The sequence below is a fragment of the Streptomyces sp. NPDC017202 genome, assembly GCF_044331705.1.
In the GTDB taxonomy this organism is placed as follows: Bacteria; Actinomycetota; Actinomycetes; order Streptomycetales; family Streptomycetaceae; genus Streptomyces.
Genome location: NZ_JBIRNP010000022.1, coordinates 94,814 through 118,110, shown reverse-complemented (window position 1 = coordinate 118,110; position 23,297 = coordinate 94,814). Strand labels below are relative to the sequence as shown.

At 73.5% G+C, this 23,297-nt stretch carries 18 protein-coding genes; 16 read left to right on the top strand and 2 right to left on the bottom strand.

Translation table 11 applies throughout. From position 1 onward, the window contains the following. Positions 1-304 precede the first annotated feature (304 nt). The 3 genes from recN (at position 305) to ACH4N1_RS29885 (ending at position 4,570) form a co-directional block, all read left to right on the top strand. A complete protein-coding gene (recN, locus tag ACH4N1_RS29895) occupies positions 305-2,047 on the top strand; it encodes a DNA repair protein RecN (RefSeq protein ID WP_398102163.1) in 1,743 nt (580 codons plus the stop codon). A gap of 84 nt (positions 2,048-2,131) precedes the next feature. Next, positions 2,132-2,968 (top strand): hypothetical protein, encoded by an 837-nt coding sequence (locus ACH4N1_RS29890; RefSeq protein ID WP_398102160.1) that lies wholly within the window; start codon positions 2,132-2,134, stop codon positions 2,966-2,968. A 480-nt stretch (positions 2,969-3,448) separates the two neighbouring features. After that, complete coding sequence (locus ACH4N1_RS29885; protein ID WP_398102157.1) at positions 3,449-4,570, top strand: glycosyltransferase family 4 protein; 1,122 nt, start codon at positions 3,449-3,451, stop codon at positions 4,568-4,570. A gap of 70 nt (positions 4,571-4,640) precedes the next feature. On the opposite strand, the gene ACH4N1_RS29880 is transcribed toward ACH4N1_RS29885, so the two are convergent. Together ACH4N1_RS29880 and ACH4N1_RS29875 are read right to left on the bottom strand one after the other, a co-directional pair. Then, positions 4,641-6,278, bottom strand: a complete 1,638-nt coding sequence (locus ACH4N1_RS29880) for a PucR family transcriptional regulator (protein WP_398102155.1) — start codon at positions 6,276-6,278, stop codon at positions 4,641-4,643. Positions 6,279-6,364: 86 nt separating this feature from the next. Then, on the bottom strand, positions 6,365-8,167 hold the full coding sequence (locus ACH4N1_RS29875) for a glycoside hydrolase family 15 protein (protein ID WP_366059259.1): 1,803 nt from the start codon (positions 8,165-8,167) through the stop codon (positions 6,365-6,367). Positions 8,168-8,699: 532 nt separating this feature from the next. On the opposite strand from ACH4N1_RS29875, the gene ACH4N1_RS29870 reads away from it, so the two are divergent. From ACH4N1_RS29870 to ACH4N1_RS29810, 13 genes are all read left to right on the top strand, one after another. After that, on the top strand, positions 8,700-10,367 hold the full coding sequence (locus ACH4N1_RS29870; RefSeq protein WP_366059245.1) for a CTP synthase: 1,668 nt from the start codon (positions 8,700-8,702) through the stop codon (positions 10,365-10,367). Between the two features lie 134 nt (positions 10,368-10,501). Next, entirely contained in the window at positions 10,502-11,128 is a 627-nt protein-coding gene (locus ACH4N1_RS29865) for an NUDIX domain-containing protein (RefSeq protein ID WP_398102152.1), read from the top strand. 259 nt (positions 11,129-11,387) lie between these two features. Further along, positions 11,388-13,445: a tetratricopeptide repeat protein gene (locus tag ACH4N1_RS29860; RefSeq protein WP_398102149.1), complete on the top strand. Its 2,058-nt coding sequence runs from the start codon at positions 11,388-11,390 to the stop codon at positions 13,443-13,445. A 135-nt stretch (positions 13,446-13,580) separates the two neighbouring features. Further along, positions 13,581-14,705 (top strand): alanine dehydrogenase, encoded by a 1,125-nt coding sequence (gene ald, locus ACH4N1_RS29855; RefSeq protein WP_398102146.1) that lies wholly within the window; start codon positions 13,581-13,583, stop codon positions 14,703-14,705. 401 nt (positions 14,706-15,106) lie between these two features. Then, positions 15,107-16,243 carry a ParA family protein gene (locus ACH4N1_RS29850; protein ID WP_398102143.1) on the top strand — a complete coding sequence of 379 codons (1,137 nt, stop codon included), beginning with the start codon at positions 15,107-15,109 and terminating at the stop codon, positions 16,241-16,243. Continuing rightward, complete coding sequence (locus ACH4N1_RS29845) at positions 16,228-16,791, top strand: hypothetical protein (RefSeq protein ID WP_398102140.1); 564 nt, start codon at positions 16,228-16,230, stop codon at positions 16,789-16,791. Before ACH4N1_RS29850 ends, ACH4N1_RS29845 begins: the two co-directional genes overlap by 16 nt. Before the next feature lie 17 nt (positions 16,792-16,808). After that, the gene (locus ACH4N1_RS29840) at positions 16,809-17,915 is read left to right on the top strand and encodes a segregation and condensation protein A (protein ID WP_398102137.1); all 1,107 of its coding nucleotides are present in this window, start codon (positions 16,809-16,811) and stop codon (positions 17,913-17,915) included. Continuing rightward, entirely contained in the window at positions 17,912-18,586 is a 675-nt protein-coding gene (gene scpB, locus ACH4N1_RS29835; RefSeq protein WP_398102134.1) for an SMC-Scp complex subunit ScpB, read from the top strand. Before ACH4N1_RS29840 ends, scpB begins: the two co-directional genes overlap by 4 nt. Beyond that, a complete protein-coding gene (locus tag ACH4N1_RS29830; protein WP_398102131.1) occupies positions 18,586-19,701 on the top strand; it encodes a pseudouridine synthase in 1,116 nt (371 codons plus the stop codon). The genes scpB and ACH4N1_RS29830 overlap by 1 nt, the downstream gene beginning before the upstream one ends. 109 nt (positions 19,702-19,810) lie before the next feature. Then, positions 19,811-20,533: an NUDIX hydrolase gene (locus ACH4N1_RS29825; protein WP_398102128.1), complete on the top strand. Its 723-nt coding sequence runs from the start codon at positions 19,811-19,813 to the stop codon at positions 20,531-20,533. Then, positions 20,530-21,552, top strand: coding sequence for an ADP-ribosylglycohydrolase family protein (locus ACH4N1_RS29820; protein WP_398102125.1), 1,023 nt, complete (start codon positions 20,530-20,532; stop codon positions 21,550-21,552). Before ACH4N1_RS29825 ends, ACH4N1_RS29820 begins: the two co-directional genes overlap by 4 nt. 204 nt (positions 21,553-21,756) lie before the next feature. Then, positions 21,757-22,119 (top strand): chorismate mutase, encoded by a 363-nt coding sequence (gene aroH, locus ACH4N1_RS29815; RefSeq protein WP_398102122.1) that lies wholly within the window; start codon positions 21,757-21,759, stop codon positions 22,117-22,119. Further along, positions 22,116-23,201 (top strand): prephenate dehydrogenase, encoded by a 1,086-nt coding sequence (locus ACH4N1_RS29810; RefSeq protein WP_398102119.1) that lies wholly within the window; start codon positions 22,116-22,118, stop codon positions 23,199-23,201. Before aroH ends, ACH4N1_RS29810 begins: the two co-directional genes overlap by 4 nt. Positions 23,202-23,297 lie beyond the last annotated feature (96 nt).

Genomic DNA, 23,297 nt, shown 5'->3' with positions numbered 1-23,297 from the left:
CTCACCTCGGCTGCAAGGCGCCGCCGGTTTCCTCCGACTTGATCCGCCGGACAGGCCCTGGGGCGCGCCCGACGGGAATGGTCAGACACGCCCTGGGAAACGCCCGGCGCCCCGTTGCGGCCCGGGCGCCGGGCCGTCCCCGCGGCGGCGGGGAGCACCGCGTCCGCGACTCGTCCGGTACGGACACGACCGGATCGTCCCCGCCACGGCGGGGACCTGTCGGGGCAACGACGATCGGCTGACAAAAGTAACGCCCGATCGTCGTTACGGGGGGCGGCGTCGCACGCCGCCGGCAAAACCTCGTATGGTCGGGGACGTGTTGGAGGAGATGCGGATACGGTCGCTCGGAGTCATCGACGACGCGGTCGTCGAGCTGTCGCCAGGCTTCACCGCGGTCACGGGTGAGACGGGCGCGGGCAAGACCATGGTCGTCACCAGCCTCGGGCTGCTGCTGGGCGGGCGCGCCGACGCCGCGCTCGTGCGGCTCGGCGCCGACAAAGCGGTCGTGGAGGGGCGGATCACCGTGCCCGCGGGCGCTCCGGTGGCCGTACGGGCCGAGGAGGCAGGGGCCGAGCTGGACGACGGGGCACTGCTGATCAGCCGTAGCGTGTCCGCCGAAGGGCGGTCGCGGGCGCACGTCGGCGGGCGGAGTGTGCCCGTCGGGGTGCTCGCCGAACTCGCGGACGAACTGGTGGCCGTGCACGGACAGACCGACCAGCAGGGGCTGCTGAAGCTGTCCCGGCAGCGGCAGGCGCTCGACCGGTACGCCGGTGACGCCGTCGCCGTGCCGCTCGCCAAGTACACGGAGGCCTACCGGCGGCTGCGGGCCGTCTCCGGCCGGCTCGACGAGATCACCACGCGCGCGCGTGAACGGGCCCAGGAGGCCGACATGCTGCGCTACGGCCTCGACGAGATCGCCGGCGTCGAGCCGCGCGCGGGCGAGGACGCGGAACTGGCGGAGGAGGCGGAGCGGCTCGGCCACGCGGAGGCGCTGTCCTCGGCCGCCACGGCCGCCCACGGCGCCCTCGCGGGCAATCCCGAGGATCCCGAGGGCATCGACGCGACCACGCTCGTCGCGGGCGCCCAGAGGGCCCTGGAGGCCGTACGGTCGCACGATCCGGCGCTGGCCGCGCTCGCCGACCGCATCGGGGAGATCGGGATCCTGCTGGGTGACGTGGCGGGGGAGCTGGCGGGCTACGCCGACGACCTCGACGCCGATCCGCTGCGGCTGGCGGCCGTCGAGGAGCGGCGGGCCGCGCTGACCGCGCTGACCCGCAAGTACGGCGAGGATGTCGACGCGGTCCTCGACTGGGCCGAGCGCGGTGCCGCCCGGCTCGGCGAACTGGACGGCGACGACGAGCGGATCGGCGAGCTGACCGCCGAGCGCGACGCGCTGCGGGCCGAACTGGGCGGCCTGGCACAGGCCCTGACCGACGCGCGCACGGAGACCGCCGAGCGGTTCGCCGCCGCCGTGACCGCCGAGCTGGCCTCGCTGGCGATGCCGCACGCGCGCGTGTCGTTCGACATCCGGCAGACCGAGGACCCCGAGGGCGTGGAGGTCGACGGCCGTCCCGTCGCCTACGGGCCGTCCGGCGCCGACGAGGTGGAGCTGCTGCTCGCCCCGCATCCGGGGGCGCCGCCGCGGCCCATCGCCAAGGGCGCGTCCGGTGGTGAGCTGTCCCGGGTGATGCTGGCCGTCGAGGTGGTGTTCGCGGGGACGGACCCCGTGCCGACGTACCTCTTCGACGAGGTCGACGCGGGCGTGGGCGGCAAGGCGGCGGTGGAGATCGGGCGGCGCCTGGCGCGGCTCGCGAAGACCGCGCAGGTCGTCGTCGTCACCCACCTGCCGCAGGTGGCGGCCTTCGCCGACCGGCAGTTGCTGGTCGAGAAGACCAACGACGGGTCCGTGACCCGGTCCGGCGTGAAGGTGCTGGAGGGCGAGGAGCGGATCCGGGAGCTGTCCCGGATGCTCGCCGGCCAGGAGGATTCGGAGACGGCGCGCGCGCACGCGGAGGAACTGCTGGAGACGGCCCGCGCGGACGCGTAGTGCCTCGGGCGGAGGGCGGGACGGCGGCCCACGGGCCGGTCCCGCCCTTCGGCCTTTCCGGATCGGCTTCCCTAGGGTGGTCCGATGATCACGCGAAGGAGCAGGCGGGCCGCGTTCGCGGTGGCGGCCGGTCTCACCCGCGCGGGAGCGGCCGCCCTGCGCGAGGCGGCGCCCGGCGGGCCGACGCGCTGGGAGCGGACGAACTTCGCCGGACGGACCGTGGAGCTGTACGCCGGTCCGGCGGCCGTCCTCGCGGCGGCGCTCGGGGCGGCACGGGTGCGTCCGGCCGCGGCCGGGGCCGTCCTGGCCGCCGGGGTCTGCGGGGCGTACGACGATCTCGTGGGCGCCGGTGATCCGCGGCGCGGCTTCCGGGCGCACCTGGGGGCACTGCGGCGGGGGGAGGTCACCAGCGGGACCGTCAAGCTGGGCGGGATCGGCGCGGCGGGGCTGCTGGCCGGCGCCCTGCTGAAGGAACGGCCCCTGGACAGGGCGCTCGCGGGTGTCGTGATCGCCGGGGCGGCGCACTTCGTCAACCTCGTGGACGTACGGCCCGGCCGAGCCGCCGGCGCCGTGCTCGCGCTGGGCGTGCCGGGGCTGCTGCGGGCCGGTCCCGCCGGGGAACTGGCCGCGGTGGCGACGGGGGTCGCGGCGGCCGTGCTCCCGGACGACCTGGGGGAGCGCGCGATGCTGGGTGACACCGGGGCGCACGCGCTGGGCGCGCTCCTGGGTGCGGCGGTCGCGGTGGGCAGCGGACGCGCGGGACTCGTGGCGCACGCGGCCGCCGTGGTGGGCGCGGCGGTGTACGGGGAGCGGGTCAGCGCGACGGCCCGGAGCGGGATCGGTGGGACGGCGCGGAACGGGATCGGCGGGACAGCGCGGAACGGGTGGCGGGCGGTGGTGCGAGGGCGCACGCCGGTGTGAGTGGTGGAGCGTGCGCCGGTGTGAATGGTGGGGCGTGCGCGGGTTGGCCGGCCCTGTCCGCGGGGGCCCGGCGGGAGGCGCCGGGCGGCATGTCCCCGCGAACGGGGCGGCCGGACCTCCCGCCGACGCGCCGTCAGGGCCCGTCGGCGCCCTGGGGTTCGGCCGCGCACCGACCGGCCCCACGCGCAGGTCCCCCGGTACGCACCGCGCCCTCCGGGGACGCCCCCCCCGTGACAGGACCTCACCAAGTCGCGGCGACCGGCTCATCCGTCGAACGGGAATCCGCCATCTTTCACTCGTGTGGGTGATGCGCGGGGGTGTGTTGCCGGGGCCACGGGCGCTCGGCGGCACGGAACACCCGTGCGCCCTGGCATCCTTGGGCGGAGGACGCGGAGGAGCGCGAGCGGTCCACCCCGCGCCCGAGTCCCTTCTGTACGTTCCTTCGTGATCGACCGATGCCGAACCAGGAGCCCCGGCCACGTGAGCAGCCACGCACCGCACGGCCAGTCGCCGCTGCGCACCGTGCAGGTGCTGGGCGGGGGCAACGCCGGCAGCAGCGCCCACGTGCGCTCCCTGGCCGCGGGGCTCGTCGCGCGGGGCGTGCGGGTGACGGTGTGCGCCCCTACCGAGTCCGACCACCTCCACGACTTCACGGGCGCCGGAGCCGACCACGTAGCCGTGCCCCGCAGCAGCGATCCCGCGTCCGTGGCGGCGCTGCGGGCGGCCTGCGCGGACGCCGACCTCGTCCACGCGCACGGACTGCACGCCTCCTTCCGGGCCGTGCTCGCGCTCAGCGGGCGGCGCACCCCGCTCGTGGTCACCTGGCACAACAGGGCGCACGCCGAGGGAGCCCGAGCCCATCTGCTGCGCCTGATGGAGCGGCGGGTCGCCAGGGCGGCCGCCGTGGTGCTCGGCACCACCTCCGACCTCGTGGACCGGGCCCGCCGCACCGGCGCCCGGGACGCCCGGCTCGCCGCGGTGGGACTTACCGGCCCCCGCGGGAGCGAGGAGGACCCGGAACGGCCGCGGGCCAAGGTGCGGGCCGAACTCGGCGCGACCGGACGCCCGTTGCTGATGGCCGCCGGCTCCCTCGACCGGTTCCGCGGTCACGACGTCCTGCTCGACGCCGCACGCGTATGGGGCCGGCTGGACCCCGTGCCGCTGGTCGCGGTCGCGGGGGAGGGACCGCTGCGGGCGGAACTCCAGCACCGCATCGAGGACGAGGAACTGCCCGTCCGGCTCCTCGGGCGGCGGGACGACGTGAGCGAACTGCTCGCCGCCGCCGACCTCGCCCTGCTGCCCGGTGCCGGGGAGTCGCGTTCGGTCCTGGCACAGGCGGCCCTCCACGCGCGCGTGCCGCTCGTCGCGGCGCTGACCGGCGGAGTGCGCGAACTCGTGGGCGACGCCGCCGAATTCGTCCCGCCCGGTGACGCGGAAGCCTTCGCCGACGCCGTCGTACGCCTGCTCGCCGCACCCGAACACCGTGAGCGGCTGAGGGAGTCGGGCACCCGGCAGGCGGCCACCTGGCCGAGCGAGGACGACACCGTCGCCCAGGTCCTCAGCGTCTACGACGAGTTGACGCGGCCGCTGCCGATGATCTGACGCGCGCCCGTGATCCCGCTCCACGGCACCCGCCCGGCGGCGGCTCGGAACAACGCAGCCCGGCGGCGCCTCAGGGCACCAGCCGCCGGGCCCGCAGCGCCAGGCTCAACGCCAGCACCGTCTGCGGGTCGTCGAGGTCGGTGCCCAGCAACTCGCCGATGCGCGCGAGCCGGTTGTACAGCGTCTGCCGGTTGAGGTGCAGCTCGCGGGCCGTCTCCGCCTTGCGGCCCGCGTGCGCCAGATAGGTCTCCAGGGTGGGCAGCAGGGGCGGCCTGGAGCGCTGGTCGTGGTCGCGGACCGGGCCGATCGCGCGGTCCACGAAGGCCGCCAGGTCGGGATGGCCGCGCAGCCGCCACAGCAGCAGGTCGATGTCGAGGCGGCGGGCGTCGTACCAGGGCCGGTCCGGCAGTCCCTGCGCCGCCGTCGCCGTCTCCGCCGCGTGCCCGAGGCCCGCCGAGGCCGCCGCCCAGCCGCCCGCGACGCCGACCACCACGACCGGCGGCTGGGCGCCCGGCCGCTGGATCCCGGCCCGTTCCACCCCGGCGCGCAGCGCCGCCGCGACCCGGTCCGCGACCGCCGGCCGCTCCGACTCCGCGCGCAGGCCCAGCAGCAGCGGCACGCGGCCCTCCACCGGCCGCACGCCCAACAGGACCGGCACCCCCACCGACGCCAGCTCCTCCGCCACCGCCCGCGCCAGCACCGCCCACCCGCCGCCCGGGGACAGCGTGTCGCCCAGCCGCATCACGACCGGCAGCAGCGGACCGTCGCCGGGCTTGAAACCGAGGACACGCGCCTGCGCCGGAGCGTCCTCCGCCGCGATACGCCCCTCGGCGAGGTCGGTCAGGAAGTCTCCCCGGCCACGTGCCGCCAGCTCCTCCTCCTGCCGTGCCTGCATCAGCACCACGGCCAGGATCCCGGCGGCCCGCTCGGCGGCGATCCGGTGCACCGGAGCGAGCGCGGCGCGCACCGGCAGCAGCACCAGCCGGGCCCGCACCGCGTCCGCCCCCGGCCCGCCGCCGGGGACGTCCACCAGCACCGAACCGGCGGGCGCGTCCTTGTGCGGGCCGCGCAGCCCCTCCCACACCTGGAGCGGATCCGCCCCCTCCGGCCCGGCCCCGGCGGCGTACAGCAGCTGCCCGTCGGTGGTCTCCAGGAACACCGGGTTGCCGCTGAAGTCGGCGAGGATGCCGAGCACTTGGGGGATACCCCCGCCGCCCAGCAGCGCCCGGGTGCAGCGGCGGTGCACCTCCTCGGCCTGCTGGAGCAGCGCGTAGTGACCGTTGACGATCTCGGTGTGGATCTCCTCGGTGACCGCGACGAACGGCACCTCGCGGTGCAGCTGCACCAGCGGCAGGCCGGTCGCGCGGGCCGTCTCCACCAGTGCCGCGGGCAGCCGGGCGAACCGGGGTCCCAGCTCGACCACCAGGGCCGCGATGCCCCGCTCGGCCAGGGTGCGCACGAACGCCCGCTGCTCCGCCGGGCGGGTGCCGAGGCCGTAACCGGTGGTGAGCAGCAGCTCGCCGCCCTTGAGCAGGGAGGCGATGTTCGGGACCTCCCCGGCGTGCACCCAGCGCACCGTGCGGCCCAGCCGCTCCGCGCCCGCCAGGATCTCGGGCAGCCCGCTGCGCAGGCCGGGCAGTTCCAGCGCCCGCTGCACGGTGATGCCGGCGCCCCGGCTGTCGAATCGGTGGTCCGCGTGGCTGTCCATGGAGCGGACGCTACCCGCGGACCCCGTCCGGCCACATCTCCCGCCCGGTCACGGGAACGCTCCGCGGCCGGGCGGGACAGGCGGGCTCAGCCGCCGTACGCCCCCGACGCCGTCAGGCGCAGGGCCGTGTCGATCAGGGGGACGTGGCTGAAGGCCTGGGGGAAGTTGCCCACCTGGCGCTGCAGGCGCGGGTCCCACTCCTCGGCGAGCAGCCCCAGGTCGTTGCGCAGGGACAGGAGCTTCTCGAACAGCTTGCGGGCCTCGTCCACGCGGCCGATCATCGCCAGGTCGTCCGCCATCCAGAACGAGCAGGCCAGGAAGGCGCCCTCGTCGCCGGGGAGGCCGTCGACGCCCTCGCTCTCGCCCTCGGTCGGGTAGCGCAGGATGAAGCCGTCCTCCGTGGACAGCTCGCGCTGGATCGCCTCGATGGTGCCGATCACGCGCTTGTCGTCCGGGGGCAGGAAGCCCATCTGCGGGATCAGCAGCAGCGACGCGTCCAGTTCCTTCGAGCCGTAGGACTGCGTGAAGGTGTTGCGCTCCTTGTCGTAACCCTTCTCGCACACGTCCCGGTGGATGTCGTCGCGCAGCTCGCGCCAGCGCTCCAGCGGGCCGTCCGCGTCACCGGACTCGATCAGCTTGATCGTGCGGTCCACGGCCACCCAGGCCATCACCTTGGAGTGCACGAAGTGGCGGCGCGGGCCGCGCACCTCCCAGATGCCCTCGTCCGGTTCCTGCCAGTGCTTCTCCAGGTAGCGGATCAGCTTCAGCTGGAGCAGCGAGGCGTAGTCGTTGCGGGCCAGTCCGGTCATGTGGCCGAGATGCAGCGCCTCGGTGACCTCGCCGTACACGTCCAGCTGGAGCTGGTGAGCCGCGCCGTTGCCGACCCGGACCGGGGCGGAGCCCTCGTAGCCGGGCAGCCAGTCCAGCTCCGCCTCGCCCAGCTCGCGCTCGCCGGCGATGCCGTACATGATCTGGAGGTTCTCCGGGTCGCCTGCGACCGCGCGCAGCAGCCACTCGCGCCAGGCGCGGGCCTCCTCGCGGTATCCGGTGCGCAGCAGCGAGGACAGGGTGATGGCCGCGTCGCGCAGCCAGGTGTAGCGGTAGTCCCAGTTGCGGACTCCGCCGATGTCCTCGGGCAGGGAGGTGGTGGGGGCCGCCACGATGCCGCCGGTGGGGGCGTACGTCAGCGCCTTCAGCGTGATCAGTGAACGGATCACCGCCTCGCGGTAGGGCCCGTGGTACGTACAGTGCTCGACCCACTCGCGCCAGAAGTCCTCCGTGGCCTGGAGCGACTGCTCCGGCTCCGGCAGCGCGGGCGGCTCCTTGTGCGAGGGCTCCCACGAGATGGTGAACGCGATCCGGTCACCGGGGGCGACGGTGAAGTCGGAGTACGTCGTCAGCGACTTGCCGTAGGTCTCGGCCTCCGTGTCGAACCACACCGAGTCGGGACCGGCGACGGCGACCGTGCGTCCCTCGTGCTTGTGCACCCACGGCACGACGCGGCCGTAGGAGAAGCGCATCCGCAGGGTCGAGCGCATGGGGACGCGGCCCGAGACGCCCTCGACGATCCGGATGAGCTGCGGGGCGCCGTCGCGAGGGGGCATGAAATCGGTCACCCGGACCGTGCCGCGCGGGGTGTCCCACTCGGACTCCAGGATCAGCGAGTCGCCCCGGTAGCCGCGCCGGGCCGCTCGCGGCGGTTCGGCGTCGGAGGCGTGCGCCGGGCCGAGCCGCCAGAAGCCGTGCTCCTCGGTGCCCAGCAGCCCGGCGAAGATCGCGTGGGAGTCGAAGCGGGGCAGGCAGAGCCAGTCCACCGTCCCGTCGCGGCAGACCAGTGCGGCGGTCTGCATGTCTCCGATGAGTGCGTAGTCTTCGATGCGCCCGGCCACGTGCAACTCCAGTCGAACGGCCACGTAGCCCCCATCAGGCGGGGGCAGTCGCTTGGTGCGGTCAAGGGGAAAGGTGTCATGCGTCGTTGAGCGGTGAAGCAAAGCAGTCGCTCCGCCGTATTGGCAAAAGGCCAATTCTTGCTCAACGAACTGCCGAGCTCTCATTGTTCCGGTGGGTACGGGCTGGGGTGTGCCGTCTTGCCGGCCGGGCTCGGCAGCGAGTGTCCGAGCAGGATACGACGCACGTAGATGATCTGTGTGCCGCTCCGGGCAACGTGGGTGGGCCGAACGGGTGAGCAGTGGGTGAGGACCCGGCGCGCCGGTGTCCCGGCGTGCCGGACCGTGCGCGGAGCGTGGCCGGAAGCCATCCCCTCGAGGCGCTGATACCCTGGTAGCCCGTGGACCGGTGGGCACGAAACCCCCGAACCGCAGCGACGGCACCCCCGGAGATCTCCGGCACGAACCGCCGGCGAAAGCCTCCGGGAGCCGCACCGCACCCCCAGATCGCGACCACGGGAGCCCCCTCTTGGCCATGCCGCCCGCTGCTTTCCGAAACAGCTCCGCCACGACGACCAAGCACATCTTCGTCACCGGGGGTGTCGCCTCCTCCCTCGGAAAGGGGCTGACCGCCTCCAGCCTCGGCATGCTGCTCAAGGCGCGGGGCCTGCGCGTCGTGATGCAGAAGCTCGACCCCTATCTCAACGTCGACCCCGGCACGATGAACCCCTTCCAGCACGGTGAGGTGTTCGTCACCAACGACGGCGCCGAGACCGACCTGGACATCGGCCACTACGAGCGCTTCCTCGACCGCGACCTCGACGGCTCCGCCAACGTCACCACCGGCCAGGTCTACTCGACCGTGATCGCCAAGGAGCGCCGCGGCGAGTACCTGGGCGACACCGTGCAGGTCATCCCGCACATCACCAACGAGATCAAGCACCGCATCCGCCGGATGGCGACGGACGAGGTGGACGTGGTGATCACGGAGGTCGGCGGCACGGTCGGCGACATCGAGTCGCTGCCGTTCCTGGAGACCGTCCGCCAGGTCCGCCACGAGGTCGGCCGGGACAACGTCTTCGTCGTGCACATCTCGCTCCTGCCCTACATCGGCCCCTCGGGCGAGCTGAAGACCAAGCCCACCCAGCACTCCGTGGCCGCCCTGCGCAACATCGGCATCCAGCCGGACGCGATCGTGCTGCGCTGCGACCGCGAGGTCCCCACCGCGATCAAGCGGAAGATCTCGCTGATGTGCGACGTCGACGAGGCCGCCGTGGTCGCCTGCCCCGACGCCAAGTCGATCTACGACATCCCCAAGACCGTGCACGGCGAGGGCCTGGACGCCTACGTCGTCCGCAAGCTGGACCTGCCCTTCCGGGACGTGGACTGGACGACCTGGGACGACCTGCTCGACCGCGTCCACCACCCCGACCACGAGATCACCCTCGCCCTGGTCGGCAAGTACATCGACCTGCCCGACGCCTACCTCTCGGTCACCGAGGCGCTGCGCGCCGGCGGCTTCGCCAACAAGGCCCGCGTGAAGATCAAGTGGGTCACCTCGGACGACTGCAAGACCCCGGCGGGCGCCAAGGCGCAGCTCGCCGACGTGGACGGCATCTGCATCCCCGGCGGCTTCGGCGACCGCGGCGTGCTCGGCAAGGTCGGCGCGATCCGCTACGCCCGCGAGAACAGGATCCCGCTGCTCGGCCTGTGCCTGGGCCTGCAGTGCATCGTGATCGAGGCGGCGCGCAACCTGCTCGACATCTCCGACGCCAACTCCACCGAGTTCGACCCGGCCACCGCCCACCCGGTCATCTCCACGATGGCCGAGCAGCTCGACATCGTCGCCGGTGAGGGCGACATGGGCGGCACCATGCGACTGGGCATGTACCCGGCGAAGCTGGCCGAGGGCTCGATCGTGCGAGAGGTCTACGACGGCAAGGAGTACGTCGAGGAGCGGCACCGGCACCGCTACGAGGTCAACAACGCCTACCGCGCGGAGCTGGAGAAGAAGGCGGGCATCCTGTTCTCCGGCACCTCGCCGGACGGCAAGCTCGTCGAGTACGTGGAGTACCCGCGCGACGTCCACCCCTACCTGGTCGCCACCCAGGCCCACCCGGAGCTGCGCTCGCGGCCGACCCGTCCGCACCCGCTGTTCGCCGGGCTGGTGAAGGCCGCGGTCGAGCGGAAGACCTCGAAGTAACACACCAGTTGTACGGTGGCCGGGGTGCATCCCTTCACGGGTGAGCACCCCGGCCGCTTTTTTCCGGTTCCCCGGTTCGGCACGGCCGGTTCTCCTCCGGCCGGATTCCTTTTGTACGTGTGGAAGGACAGGGCATGACGATCAAGGACACCGCGCAGGCGTGGGAGATCCGCGCGACGGAGACCCCCTTCGTGGGCAAGAAGACCTCCGTCCGCACGGACGAGGTGGTCATGCCCGACGGCTCCGTCGTCCACCGTGACTACCAGGTCCACCCCGGCTCCGTGGCCGTCCTCGCCCTCGACGACGAGGACCGCGTCCTGCTGATCAAGCAGTACCGCCACCCCGTGCGGCAGAAGCTGTGGGAGATCCCGGCCGGCCTGCTCGACGTGCCCGGCGAGAACCCGCTGCACGCCGCCCAGCGGGAGCTGTACGAGGAGGCCCACGTCAAGGCCGAGGACTGGCGGGTGCTGACCGACGTCTACACCACTCCCGGCGGCTGCGACGAGGCGGTGCGCGTCTTCCTGGCCCGCGGTCTGTCCGAGGCCGACGGGGACCGCTTCGCGGTCGAGGACGAGGAGGCCGACATGGAGCACGCGCGGGTGCCGGTCGACGAACTCGTGCGCGGGGTGCTCGCCGGAGAGCTGCACAACAACTGCCTCGTCGTGGGCGTCCTGTCGCTGGTCGCCGCGCGCGGCGGCGAGGGGCTCGACGCGCTGCGCCCGGCGCAGGCGCCGTGGCCGGCCCGCCCCTTCGAGGCGTGATCCCGCTCCCTTCGGGGCGTGATCCCGCTCCCTTCGGGGCGTGATCCCGCTCCCTTCGGGGCGCGGCGCCGTCCCGCGGGGCGTCACCCCGTCCCGCGCCCTCCCGTCGGCCCTTGCGGTGTGACGATCTGCTGATCCGATCGGGGGACGTCACCGCCGCGCTCCCCACGGAACGTCGCAGAGCGTGAACTAGGCTCGGGAACCGCCCGATCCGGAGTTCCGGCGGGCTCGCGCGTGCGGTGGGACGGGAGTGTGGCCCGTGACGGATCAGGCAGTGGACACAGGCGGCGTGCAGCTGTCCGGACACGCTGCGACGGAGGGCCATTTCCTGGGCCGTACCCGGGAGTTGAAGGAACTGCGCGCCGACATCGAACGCGCGGGGCTGGACACCCTCTCCGGGAAGAAGGCCCCCCGCGCGCGCGTGCTCCTCATCGCCGGAGGGCCCGGCTCCGGCCGTACCGCGCTGGCCGAGGAGTTCGTCCGGCAGGTCGCCGGACGCTACCGGGACGGCGTGCTGCGCGTCCGGCTCGGCGAACCCGACGGCACCCCCGTGCCCGTCGAGCGGGCCGCCCGCGACCTGCTCACCGCGCTCGGCCGGCCGGTCCCGCCGGGCGCCGGCGAGGACGACCTCTCGGCCACCCTGCGCGAGGCCCTCGCCGAGCGGCGCGCGCTCCTCCTGCTCGACGACGCGGCCGGCGCCGACCAGGTCGACGCACTCCTTCCGGACACCCCCGAGTGCCTGGTCGTGGCCGTCTCGGCGGGCCCCCTCACCGGGATCTCCGACGTGCGGCCCTGCACCCTGGGCGGCCTCGACACCAAGTCCGCCCTCGAACTGCTCACCCGCCACACCGGTTCGGTCCGCATCACCGTCGACCCGCGCGCCGCCGAGGGCCTCGTCGAGGCCTGCCAGGGGCACCCGGCGGCGCTGATCCTGGCGGGCGGCTGGCTCGCCGCGCGCCCCAAGTCGGCGATCGCCGACCTCGCCAAGCAACTGCACGCCGCGGGCGAGGAGGGCACCCCCCTCAGCCGGATGTTCCGGCTCGTGCACGCCACCCTGCCCCCGGCCGCCGCCCGGATACTGCGACTGCTCTGCCTCGCCCCGGCCGGCCTGGCCGACCCGCACATCGCCTCCGCGCTCGCCGGCTGCTCGATCGGTGCCGCGCGCACCACCCTGGACGACTTCGTCGCCCTGGGCCTGCTGCGGGCCCTGCCGTCGCCGGTGCCGCAGTACGAGGTCCCCGGCTGCCTCCAGCCCCTGCTGCGGGCGGCCGCCGAGACCCACGAGCGTCCGGCCGAGCTCCAGCTGGCCCGCGCCCGCATGCTGGAGCGGACGGTACGGCTGCTCCAGTCCTGCCGGGCGATCACCGAGACGGACAACCCGCAGGCCCGGGAGAAGCTCCAGGGGATGCCCCGCGCCCTGCGTTTCGCCACCCCGCGCGCGGCCGCCGACTGGCTGCGCGCCCGCCGGCCGGCGCTGCTCGCCTCCGCGCGGCTCGCGGTCGCCGACGGCGAGCTGGACACCCTGGCCAGGCGGCTGATGTCCCAGCTGGTCAGGGCGATGGTCGCGCACCTCGGCACCCAGGGGGCCGCACCCGACCTGTACGGCGTCCACCGGCTCGTCCTGGACGTGGCCGAGCGCCGCGACCTGCCCCGCGAGAAGGCCGCCGCCCTGCTGAACCTGGCCGACGTGGACGCCCGCACCGGGCGCACCGCGGAGGCCCTGGTGCGCTACCGGGCCGCGCTGGACGCCGGACGGGAGGCGAACGACCCGTACGCGACCGGCCGCGCGATGGAATCCGTAGGCGGCGCGCACCTGGAGCTGGGGGACTACGACCGGGCCGCCGACTGGTTCGGCCGGGCCCTCGCCCAGCGGCTGGCCCGCGACGAGCGCGCGGACGCCGCCCGGCTGTACGGCCGCATCGCCACCGCCCACACCTACGCCGGACGGTACGGCGAGGCGCAGCGGGGCTGGCGGGCCGCGGCCGCCGGGCACCGCAAGGCCGGCGATGTGGCCGCGTCCGCACGGGCGTTGAGCGAGCTGGCCCGGGTCCAGGAGTACGCGGGCCGGCCGGAGGAGGCGCTGCGCACCTGCCAGGAGGCGGCGGAGTGGGCCCGGCGCGCCGACGACACCCGTCTGCAGGCCGCCCTCCAGCTCCGGCTGGCCGACACCCTGGAGCACCTCGGCGACCCCGCGGCCGCCCGCCTGCACCGCGGCGCGGCCGAGCGCATCCTGGGAGATGAGCCCGGAGACCGTGATCCGGAGCCGGAACACGGCGATAACGCCTGCGAAATCCGCAGTACATCCACTGAAGATTGATGCAATGGAAGGCTAGACAGCGGGAACACCTTCATTAGACTGGCTCTGCCGCACGTTCTCCTGCGGTGCATCCCGGTGCGTCCGCTACCTCCGGGTATGTGTTGCTGTTTCCCCACACCCTCTGAGCCAAGGACCGTGATCGACGTGAAGGTCGGCATCCCCCGCGAGGTCAAGAACAACGAGTTCCGGGTGGCCATCACCCCCGCCGGCGTGCACGAGCTGGTGCGCAACGGCCACCAGGTCGTCATCGAGCGCAACGCCGGTGTCGGATCGTCGATCACGGACGACGAGTACGTCGCCGCCGGCGCGCGGATCCTGGACACCGCCGACGAGGTGTGGGCCACGGCCGACCTGCTGCTGAAGGTCAAGGAGCCCGTCGCCGAGGAGTACCACCGCCTCCGCAAGGACCAGACCCTCTTCACCTACCTGCACCTGGCCGCCTCCAAGGAGTGCACCGACGCCCTCGTCGCGTCCGGCACCACCGCGATCGCCTATGAGACCGTCGAGCTGCCGAACCGCGCGCTGCCGCTGCTCGCCCCGATGTCCGAGGTCGCGGGCCGGCTGGCCCCGCAGGTCGGCGCCTACCACCTGATGCGGGCCAACGGCGGCCGCGGCGTCCTGCCCGGCGGCGTCCCCGGCGTCACCCCGGCCAAGGCCGTCGTCATCGGCGGCGGGGTGTCGGGCTGGAACGCCACCCAGATCGCCGTCGGCATGGGCTTCGACGTGACCCTGCTGGACCGCGACATCAACAAGCTGCGCGAGGCCGACAAGATCTTCGGCACCAGGGTCAAGGCCGTCATGTCCAACTCCTTCGAGCTGGAGAAGGCCGTTCTCGACGCCGACCTCGTCATCGGTGCCGTGCTGATCCCGGGCGCCAAGGCCCCGAAGCTGGTCACCAACGAGCTGGTGTCCCGGATGAAGCCCGGCAGTGTTCTTGTCGACATCGCGATCGACCAGGGCGGCTGCTTCGAGGACTCCCGCCCCACCACCCACGCCGAGCCGACCTTCCCGGTGCACAACTCGGTCTTCTACTGCGTCGCGAACATGCCGGGCGCGGTGCCCAACACCTCCACCAACGCCCTCACCAACGCCACGCTGCCGTACATCGTCTCGCTCGCCAACAACGGCTGGGTCGAGGCGCTGCGCCGCGACCCCGCGCTGGCCAAGGGCCTCAACACCCACGACGGCCAGGTCGTCTACCGCGAGGTCGCCGAGGCGCACGGCCTGGCACACGTGGAGCTCGACACGCTCCTCGGCTGACACGCCCGGGCAAGTCACCTTTCCGTAAAGGCGATACGTCAACAGGACGAGCCAATCGCGCACATCCGGCCGGACCTTGCCCGACAAGGTCCGGCCGGATGTGTGTATGGTCACTTTGCGGCTCTCGGTCAACTCGCCTCGAACGTGACCCTTCGACCGATTCGCACACCGGTGAAACCTGCTGTGCGACGGCCGTACGCCCTTGACAGCGGGATGTTTCATTGTCGACACATCGAGTCGGGTCCGGCGGATTGTGTTGCTGCGAACACCCGACACGCCATAGAGTCGCCAACCGTCGGCATGGTGCCACGCTGACCTTGTCTAGAAGTTTCCTGGTCACCAAGGAGGTAAGACGACTTGTGAATGAGTCGACATTTTCTCCCGGGGGTGGTCAACCAGGAATGCCTACGCGGAGTCAGGGCTCCACGGGGCTCGAGGCTGTCGGCTCCGTCGCTGTCCGAACCTTCGCAGCCCACCAGAGCCAGTCAAGCCCCCACACGGCTCTGTCAGCACCCCAGAGCATGGATGGCCATCACGTGAACGCCATGGCCGGCGACGGAAGTGGCGCGCCCCGCAACCACTTCGCCGACTACGACGAACTGCCCGAAGGGCACTTCTACGACCCCGACGCCGAGTACGAGCCCGACCCCGAGTACGCGGCCACCCTCGCGCCCGACGCTGCCCGCCAGCGCCGCGAGCGCATCGGCCCGACCGGTCGCCCGCTGCCGTACTTCCCGATCCCGGGACCGCTGACCCACCACGGTCCCGCGACGATCATCGCGATGTGCAACCAGAAGGGCGGCGTCGGCAAGACCACGTCGACCATCAACCTGGGTGCCGCGCTCGCGGAGTACGGCCGCCGGGTACTGCTCGTGGACTTCGACCCGCAGGGCGCGCTGTCGGTCGGTCTGGGCGTCAACCCCATGGAGCTCGACCTCACGGTCTACAACCTGCTCATGGAGCGGGGCATGTCGGCCGACGAGGTGCTCCTGAAGACGGCGGTCCCCAACATGGACCTGCTGCCCAGCAACATCGACCTGTCCGCCGCCGAGGTCCAGCTGGTCTCCGAGGTCGCGCGCGAGTCGACGCTCCAGCGGGCGCTGAAGCCGCTGATGGACGACTACGACTACATCGTGATCGACTGCCAGCCCTCGCTCGGCCTGCTCACCGTCAACGCGCTCACCGCCGCCCACAAGGTGATCGTGCCGCTGGAGTGCGAGTTCTTCGCGCTGCGCGGTGTCGCCCTGCTGACGGAGACCATCGAGAAGGTCCAGGAACGGCTCAACCCGGAGCTGGAGCTCGACGGGATCCTGGCGACCATGTACGACTCGCGCACGGTGCACAGCCGCGAGGTGCTGGCGCGGGTCGTCGAGGCCTTCGACGACCACGTCTACCACACGGTCATCGGGCGCACGGTCCGCTTCCCGGAGACCACGGTCGCCGGTGAGCCGATCACCACCTACGCCTCCAACTCCGTCGGCGCCGCCGCCTACCGCCAGCTCGCCAGGGAGGTGCTCGCCCGGTGTCACGCCGAGTGAGTCTGCCGGGGGCCGACGAACTCTTCCGCACGACAGGGGGAACGGCGCTCCAGCCGTCCGCACCCCGGCGCCCCGCGGGCGGCGAGGCCCGGGTACCCGCCCCGACGGGGGAGCGCGACGGGGCGGCGGCCGGTCCCGCCGACGACGCGCCGAACGCCGTACCCGCACAGGGCGGGGACGGCGAGGGGGCCGAACACGCGGCGGCCGGCACCGAGCAGGGCGGCACCCGGGGCACCGGGGAGCGTTCCGGTCCCCGACCGGGCGCGCAGGAAGGTTCTGCCACCCAGGACGACGCCTCGTCGCGCAAACGCGGACGGGCCTCCGCCCGCCGGCCCAGCGGCCGCGAACGGCACGACGAGAAGATCACCGTGTACGTGTCCGCCGAGGAACTGATGGACCTCGAGCACGCCCGCCTGGTGCTCCGCGGCGAACACGGGCTCGCGGTCGACCGCGGACGCATCGTCCGCGAGGCGGTCGCCGTCGTCCTCGCCGACCTGGAGAGCCGCGGAGACGCCAGCATCCTCGTACGACGACTTCGCGGGCGGTAGCGGTAGCCTGCGAGGCCATGACCTCGAACGATCCCGGCCCCGGCTCCGGCTCCGGCTCCGGCTCCGGCGCACCCGCCGGCCGTCGGCGCGCGCTGGGGCGGGGACCGGGGGCGGCGCCTGCGGTGCCGGAACCGGTACCGGCGCGGGAACCGACGCCGACGCTTGTCCCGGCCCCGGTGCCCGTACCTGAACCCGTACCGGAGCCGGTACGGGAGCCGGAACCGATGCCCGCGCCGGAACCCGCCGCCGAGCCCGTCGGCGCTTCCCGGGACGGCGTCCGGGGCGACGGCCGGGGCGACGCCCAGGAGGTCCCCGACGGGGTCTTCCAGGTACGGCTCGCCAACTTCGAGGGCCCCTTCGACCTGCTGCTCCAGTTGATCTCCCGGCACAAGCTGGACGTCACCGAGGTCGCGCTGTCGAAGGTCACCGACGAGTTCATGGCGCACATCCGGGCGATGGGCCCCGACTGGGACCTGGACCGGACGACCGAGTTCCTCGTCGTCGCCGCGACGCTGCTCGATCTGAAGGCGGCCCGCCTGCTGCCCGCCGCCGAGGTCGAGGACGAGGCGGACCTGGCCCTCTTCGAGGCCCGCGACCTGCTGTTCGCCCGGCTGCTGCAGTACCGCGCGTACAAGCGGATCGCCGACATCTTCCGGGAACGGCTGGACGCGGAGGCCCGCCGTCATCCGCGGACCGTCGGCCTCGAACCGCACCACGCCGAACTGCTGCCCGAGGTCGTCATCAGCATCGGCGCGGAGGGCTTCGCGAGGCTCGCCGTCAAGGCCATGCAGCCCAGGCCCGAGCCGCAGGTGTACGTCGACCACATCCACGCACCGCTGGTCAGCGTGCAGGAGCAGGCCCAGATCGTGGTCGTACGGCTGCGGCGGCTCGGCGAGGCCAGCTTCCGCACGCTCGTCGAGGACACCGACGACACCCTCACCGTCGTGGCGAGGTTCCTGGCCCTGCTGGAGCTGTACCGGGAGAAGGCCGTCGCCCTCGACCAGGAGGCCGCGCTCGGAGACCTGCTGGTGCGCTGGACCGGCGGCGACGGGGACGACCGGCCCAGGGTGACCGACGAGTTCGACCGGCCGCCGGAGAAGACCGAGGAGGAGCACAAGCCGTGAGCGAGGAGACCGTGGGGGCCCCGGCGGCCCCGGCCGGACCGCGTACCGTCGCCGGCCTCGACCTCAAGCCCGCCCTGGAGGCCGTGCTGATGGTCGTGGACGAGCCCGCCACCGAGGAGCACCTGGCGAGGATCGTGGAGCGTCCGCGCCGCCAGGTCGCGGACGCGCTGCGGGAGCTGGCCGACGAGTACACCGTGCAGGGGCGCGGCTTCGAGCTGCGGTTCGTCGCCGGCGGCTGGCGGTTCTCCACCCGGGCCGACTACGCCCCGGCCGTCGAACGGTACGTCCTGGACGGCCAGCAGGCCCGGCTGACCCAGGCGGCACTGGAGACCCTCGCGGTGGTCGCGTACCGCCAGCCGGTCAGCCGCAGCAGGGTCTCCGCGGTGCGCGGAGTGAACTGCGACGGCGTGATGCGCACCCTGCTCCAGCGCGGTCTGGTCGAGGAGGCGGGCGCGGAACCCGAAACAGGTGCGATCCTGTACAGGACGACGAACTACTTCCTGGAGCGGATGGGCCTGCGCGGTCTGGACGAGCTCCCGGAGCTCGCGCCCTTCCTCCCTGAGGCGGAGGCGATCGAGGCCGAGACCCAGGAAGCCGTACCGTCGTTCGATCCGGACGCCCCGGATGCGGACGACGGTCCCACGACGGACACGACGACGACGGAAATCTGATGCGAAGCAGCGGCAGCGGTAGCGGCAGGAGCGGTGGGCGCGGTAACCCCCGCGGCGCCGGCAACAACAGGGGCCAGAAGCAGGGCCAGGGCCGGGGACAGGCCCAGGGCCGGGGGCAGGGGCAGGGCCAGGCCCAGGGCCGTCCCAGCAAGCCCCGCCCCGAGGAGCGCCGCTACGACGTGGGCCCCGGCGCGTCTCACGAGGGCCCGAAGGCGGGCCGCGGGGGCGCGGCCCGCGGCGGCGCCAAGGGCGGTCCGAAGAAGCCCCAGCAGCGCGGGCCGTCGGCTCCGGCGACCTCGCGCGAGTACGAGACGCGGGCCGAGGAGCGCAACCGCGAACGGTACGCGGCCAAGAAGGACGTCAAGCTGCCCAAGACCTTCCCGGGCGCCGAGCAGGAGGGCGAGCGGCTCCAGAAGATCCTCGCGCGCGCGGGCTACGGCTCCCGGCGGGCCTGCGAGGAGCTGATCGAGCAGGCGCGGGTCGAGGTCAACGGCGAGATCGTCCTGGAGCAGGGCAAGCGGGTCGACCCGGAGAAGGACGAGGTCAAGGTCGACGGACTGACCGTGGCGACGCAGTCGTACCAGTTCTTCTCGCTCAACAAGCCCGCCGGCGTGGTCTCGACGATGGAGGACAACGAGGGCCGGCAGTGCCTCGGCGACTACGTCACCAACCGTGAGACCCGCCTGTTCCACGTCGGGCGGCTCGACACCGAGACCGAGGGCGTCATCCTGCTCACCAACCACGGTGAGCTGGCACACCGCCTGACGCACCCGAAGTACGGCGTGAAGAAGGTCTACCTCGCGCACATCGTGGGCCCGATCCCGCGCGACCTGGGCAAGCGGCTCAAGGACGGCATCCAGCTGGAGGACGGGTACGCGAAGGCGGACCACTTCCGGGTCGTCGAGCAGACCGGCAAGAACTACCTCGTCGAGGTCACCCTCCACGAGGGCCGTAAGCACATCGTGCGCCGGATGCTCGCGGAGGCCGGGTTCCCGGTCGACAAGCTGGTCCGCACGGCCTTCGGCCCGATCACCCTGGGCGACCAGAAGTCGGGCTGGCTGCGCCGGCTGTCCAACACCGAGGTCGGCATGCTGATGAAGGAAGTCGACCTGTAGGGCGGCCCGTTGGAGCGGCCGGTTCCGGATTTCCGGGACCGGCCGCTTTCTTGTGCCCGGGCACCGGTCAGGTTTATGGTCGGTGCGACTATTAAAAGGGGGTGGGTGGATGCGGGACTACGACAAGCACGCCTTCGAGCCCTTCGCCGTCACCGTGGACCTCGCCGTCCTCACCCTGCGCGCGGGCGCCCTGCACGTGCTGCTCGTCGAGCGCGGACAGGAGCCGTACCTCGGCCGCTGGGCGCTGCCCGGCGGGTTCGTGCTGCCGGACGAGTCCGCCGAGGCCGCCGCCCGGCGCGAACTCGCCGAGGAGACCGGCCTCGCCGACGTCTCCGGCCTCCACCTGGAACAGCTGCGCACCTACAGCGAGCCCGACCGCGACCCCCGCATGCGGGTCGTCTCCGTCGCCTTCGCCGCCCTGCTGCCCGACGCCCCCGAACCACGCGGCGGCGGCGACGCGGCCCAGGCCCGCTGGCGGCCCTACGACGACGCCCCGCCGCTCGCCTTCGACCACGACCGGATCCTGGCCGACGCCCACGAACGGGTCGGCGCCAAGCTCGAGTACACCTGTCTCGCGACCGCCTTCTGCCCGCCCGAGTTCACCCTCGGCGAGCTCCAGCAGGTCTACGAGACGGTCTGGGGAACCGGCCTGGACCGGCCCAACTTCCGTCGCAAGGTCCTCGCCACCCCCGGCTTCGTCGACCCCGTTCCCGGCGGCCCCGCGCGGCTGACCGGCGGCCGCGGCAAACCGGCCGCCCTCTACCGCGCGGGCACCGCCACCACCCTCCACCCGCCCCTGCTGCGACCGCCCCGGGAAGGACGTTCCGCATGACCACCACGACCGTCAGGAAGCGCGCCGCGACGGGGGCCCTGCTGGGCCTCGCGCTGGGGGACGCACTCGGCTTTCCGACCGAGTTCAACGACGTCCCCTCCATCCTCGCCAAATGCGGGCCGTGGCGGCAGATGGAGCTGCCGGGGCGGGCCTTCGTCTCCGACGACACGCAGATGACGCTGGCCGTCGCCCGGGCCCTGCGCACGGCCATGGACCGCGGGCCGCTCGAGCCGCCCGGGCTGGAGCGGCCGCTGCGCGGGGAGTTCGTGGCCTGGTACCGCTCGCCCGAGAACAACCGCGCCCCCGGCCGGACCTGCCTGACCGCCTGCGGCCTGCTGGAGGACGAGGGGCGCCCGTGGCAGGACGCCGCCCAGATCGGCTCCAAGGGCTGCGGCGCCAACATGCGCGTCGCGCCCCTCGGCCTCGCCCCCGGCCTCAGCGACGAGCAGCGGGCCGGTGCCGCGCAGCTCCAGTCCGGCCTCACCCACGGTCACCCCACCGCGCTCGCCGCCTCCGACCTCACCGCCCACGCCGTACGGCTGCTCGCGGACGGCGCCGAACCGACGGGCCTCGTCGGACTGCTGCGGTCCTACGCGCTCGACAACCGCACCCGCTACCACCACCGCTGGCTCGGCGACCTGTGGACCCGCTCCCAGGACCCGACCCCGGAGCACTTCATCGCGCGCGGCTGGGACGACTGCCTGGGCGTCCTGGAGCGGCTCCAGGACGCCCTGCGCAGCCCCTCGCCGGAGACCGACCCGTGCCTGGCCACCGGGGAGGGCTGGATCGCCGAGGAGGCGCTGGCGACCGGGCTGCTGTGCTTCCTGCTCTTCCCCGACGCGCCGGTCACCGCACTGCGCCGGGCCGCCTGCTCCGCCGGCGACTCCGACTCCATCGCCTGTCTGGCCGGTGCCTTCGCGGGCGCGTACGCCGGGGCCGACGCCTGGCCGACGGAGTGGGCGGACCGGATCGAGCACCGGAGCGAGCTGGTCACCCTCGGGGCGCTGTGGGACCACTGACCACCGGCCACTGCTCCCGCTCACCTCGCGCCGCCGTGCCCGCCGCGAGGGGACAGGGCGGCACCGGGGGCGCGACCCGGGCCCGTGGGGCCGGCTGCTCGCACGGGGCCCGTCTCAGCGGGCGGGCGCCGTGCTCCGGGCCGCCCCGCGCTGACTACGCTGGGCGGCGAAGAGCCGTGACCTACGTGAGCGAGGAGCAGCGCCGTGGCGGTACGAGCGGTCCGGGGGGCCGTCCAGCTGGACAGGGACGAGGCCGGGCACATGGACGAGCGGGTCGGGGCCCTGCTCACCGCCGTCATGGAGCGGAACGCCCTCGCCCCCGACGACCTGATCAGCATCTGGTTCACGGCCACCCCCGACCTGCACAGCGACTTCCCGGCCGCCGCCGCGCGCAAGCTGGGCATCGTCGACGTACCGCTGATCTGCGCCCAGGAACTCGACGTCCGGGGCGCCATGCCGAGGGTCGTCCGCGTCCTCGCGCACATCGAGTCGGACCGGCCCCGCTCCGGGATCAACCACGTCTACCTCGGCGCCGCGGCCGCCCTGCGCAAGGACATCGCCCAGTGAGGACCGCGCTCGTCATCGGCACCGGACTCATCGGCACCTCCGCGGCCCTCGCCCTCGCCCAGCGCGGCGTCGTCGTCCACCTGGAGGACCACGACCCCGAGCAGGCCCGTACGGCGGCGGCGCTCGGCGCCGGCACCGACGACGCCCCCCGGGACCCGGTCGACATCGCCATCGTCGCCGCCCCGCCCGCCCACGTGGCCGCCGTGCTCGCCGACGCCATGCGCCGGGGCGCGGCCCGCGGCTACCTCGACGTCGCCAGCGTCAAGGGCGGGCCGCGCCGGGAACTGGAGGCGCTCGGCCTCGACCTGTCGGCCTACCTCGGCACCCACCCCATGTCGGGCCGCGAGAAGTCCGGCCCGCTGGCCGCGACCGCCGACCTCTTCGAGGGCCGCCCCTGGGTGCTGACGCCGACCCGCGACACCGACACCGAGGTGCTGAACCTCGCCCTGGAGCTGGTCTCGCACTGCCGGGCCGTCCCCGTGGTGATGGACGCCGACGCCCACGACCGGGCCGTGGCGCTCGTCTCGCACATGCCCCACCTGGTCTCCAGCATGGTCGCCGCCCGCCTGCAGAACGCCGAGGAGGCCGCCGTACGGCTGTGCGGGCAGGGCATCCGGGACGTGACCCGGATCGCCGGCTCCGACCCCCGGATGTGGATCGACATCCTCTCCGCGAACCCCGGACCGGTCGCCGACCTGCTCGGTGACGTCGCCGCCGACCTCGACGAGACGGTCCGGGCGCTGCGCGCCCTGCAGTCCTCCGACGAGGACGAGCGGCGCGCCGGCGCCGGCGGCGTCGAGGACGTCCTGCGGCGGGGCAACGCCGGTCAGGTCCGGGTCCCCGGCAAGCACGGGTCCGCTCCGCGGGCGTACGAGGTCGTGGCGGTGTTCATCGACGACCAGCCGGGGCAGCTGGCCCGGATCTTCGCCGACGCCGACCGGGCCGGGGTCAACATCGAGGACGTGCGCATCGAGCACGCGACGGGGCAGCAGGCCGGCCTGGTGCAGCTGATGGTGGAGCCCAAGGCGGTGACCGTGCTGAGCGCCGCGCTGCGGGAGCGGGGCTGGGCGCTGCGGCAGTAGGCACCCGGCGTCCGGGGGCCCGGCCCGCGCCGGGAAACCGTGCCGGTCCGGCCCCCTCCGCGGCCGTCGGCCGGACGAGTGACCCGCAGCCAGTAA

Excerpts from the sequence above, each read along its gene's own strand:
- ACH4N1_RS29880 (WP_398102155.1), bottom strand. The coding sequence starts at position 6,278 with ATGGACAGCCACGCGGACCACCGATTCGACAGCCGGGGCGCCGGCATC.
- ACH4N1_RS29865 (WP_398102152.1), top strand. The coding sequence starts at position 10,502 with ATGACGATCAAGGACACCGCGCAGGCGTGGGAGATCCGCGCGACGGAG.
- ACH4N1_RS29830 (WP_398102131.1), top strand. The coding sequence starts at position 18,586 with ATGCGAAGCAGCGGCAGCGGTAGCGGCAGGAGCGGTGGGCGCGGTAAC.
- ACH4N1_RS29870 (WP_366059245.1), top strand. The coding sequence starts at position 8,700 with ATGCCGCCCGCTGCTTTCCGAAACAGCTCCGCCACGACGACCAAGCAC.
- ACH4N1_RS29825 (WP_398102128.1), top strand. The coding sequence starts at position 19,811 with ATGCGGGACTACGACAAGCACGCCTTCGAGCCCTTCGCCGTCACCGTG.
- ACH4N1_RS29850 (WP_398102143.1), top strand. The coding sequence starts at position 15,107 with ATGCCTACGCGGAGTCAGGGCTCCACGGGGCTCGAGGCTGTCGGCTCC.
- ACH4N1_RS29820 (WP_398102125.1), top strand. The coding sequence starts at position 20,530 with ATGACCACCACGACCGTCAGGAAGCGCGCCGCGACGGGGGCCCTGCTG.
- ACH4N1_RS29890 (WP_398102160.1), top strand. The coding sequence starts at position 2,132 with ATGATCACGCGAAGGAGCAGGCGGGCCGCGTTCGCGGTGGCGGCCGGT.
- recN (WP_398102163.1), top strand. The coding sequence starts at position 305 with ATGGTCGGGGACGTGTTGGAGGAGATGCGGATACGGTCGCTCGGAGTC.
- ACH4N1_RS29840 (WP_398102137.1), top strand. The coding sequence starts at position 16,809 with ATGACCTCGAACGATCCCGGCCCCGGCTCCGGCTCCGGCTCCGGCTCC.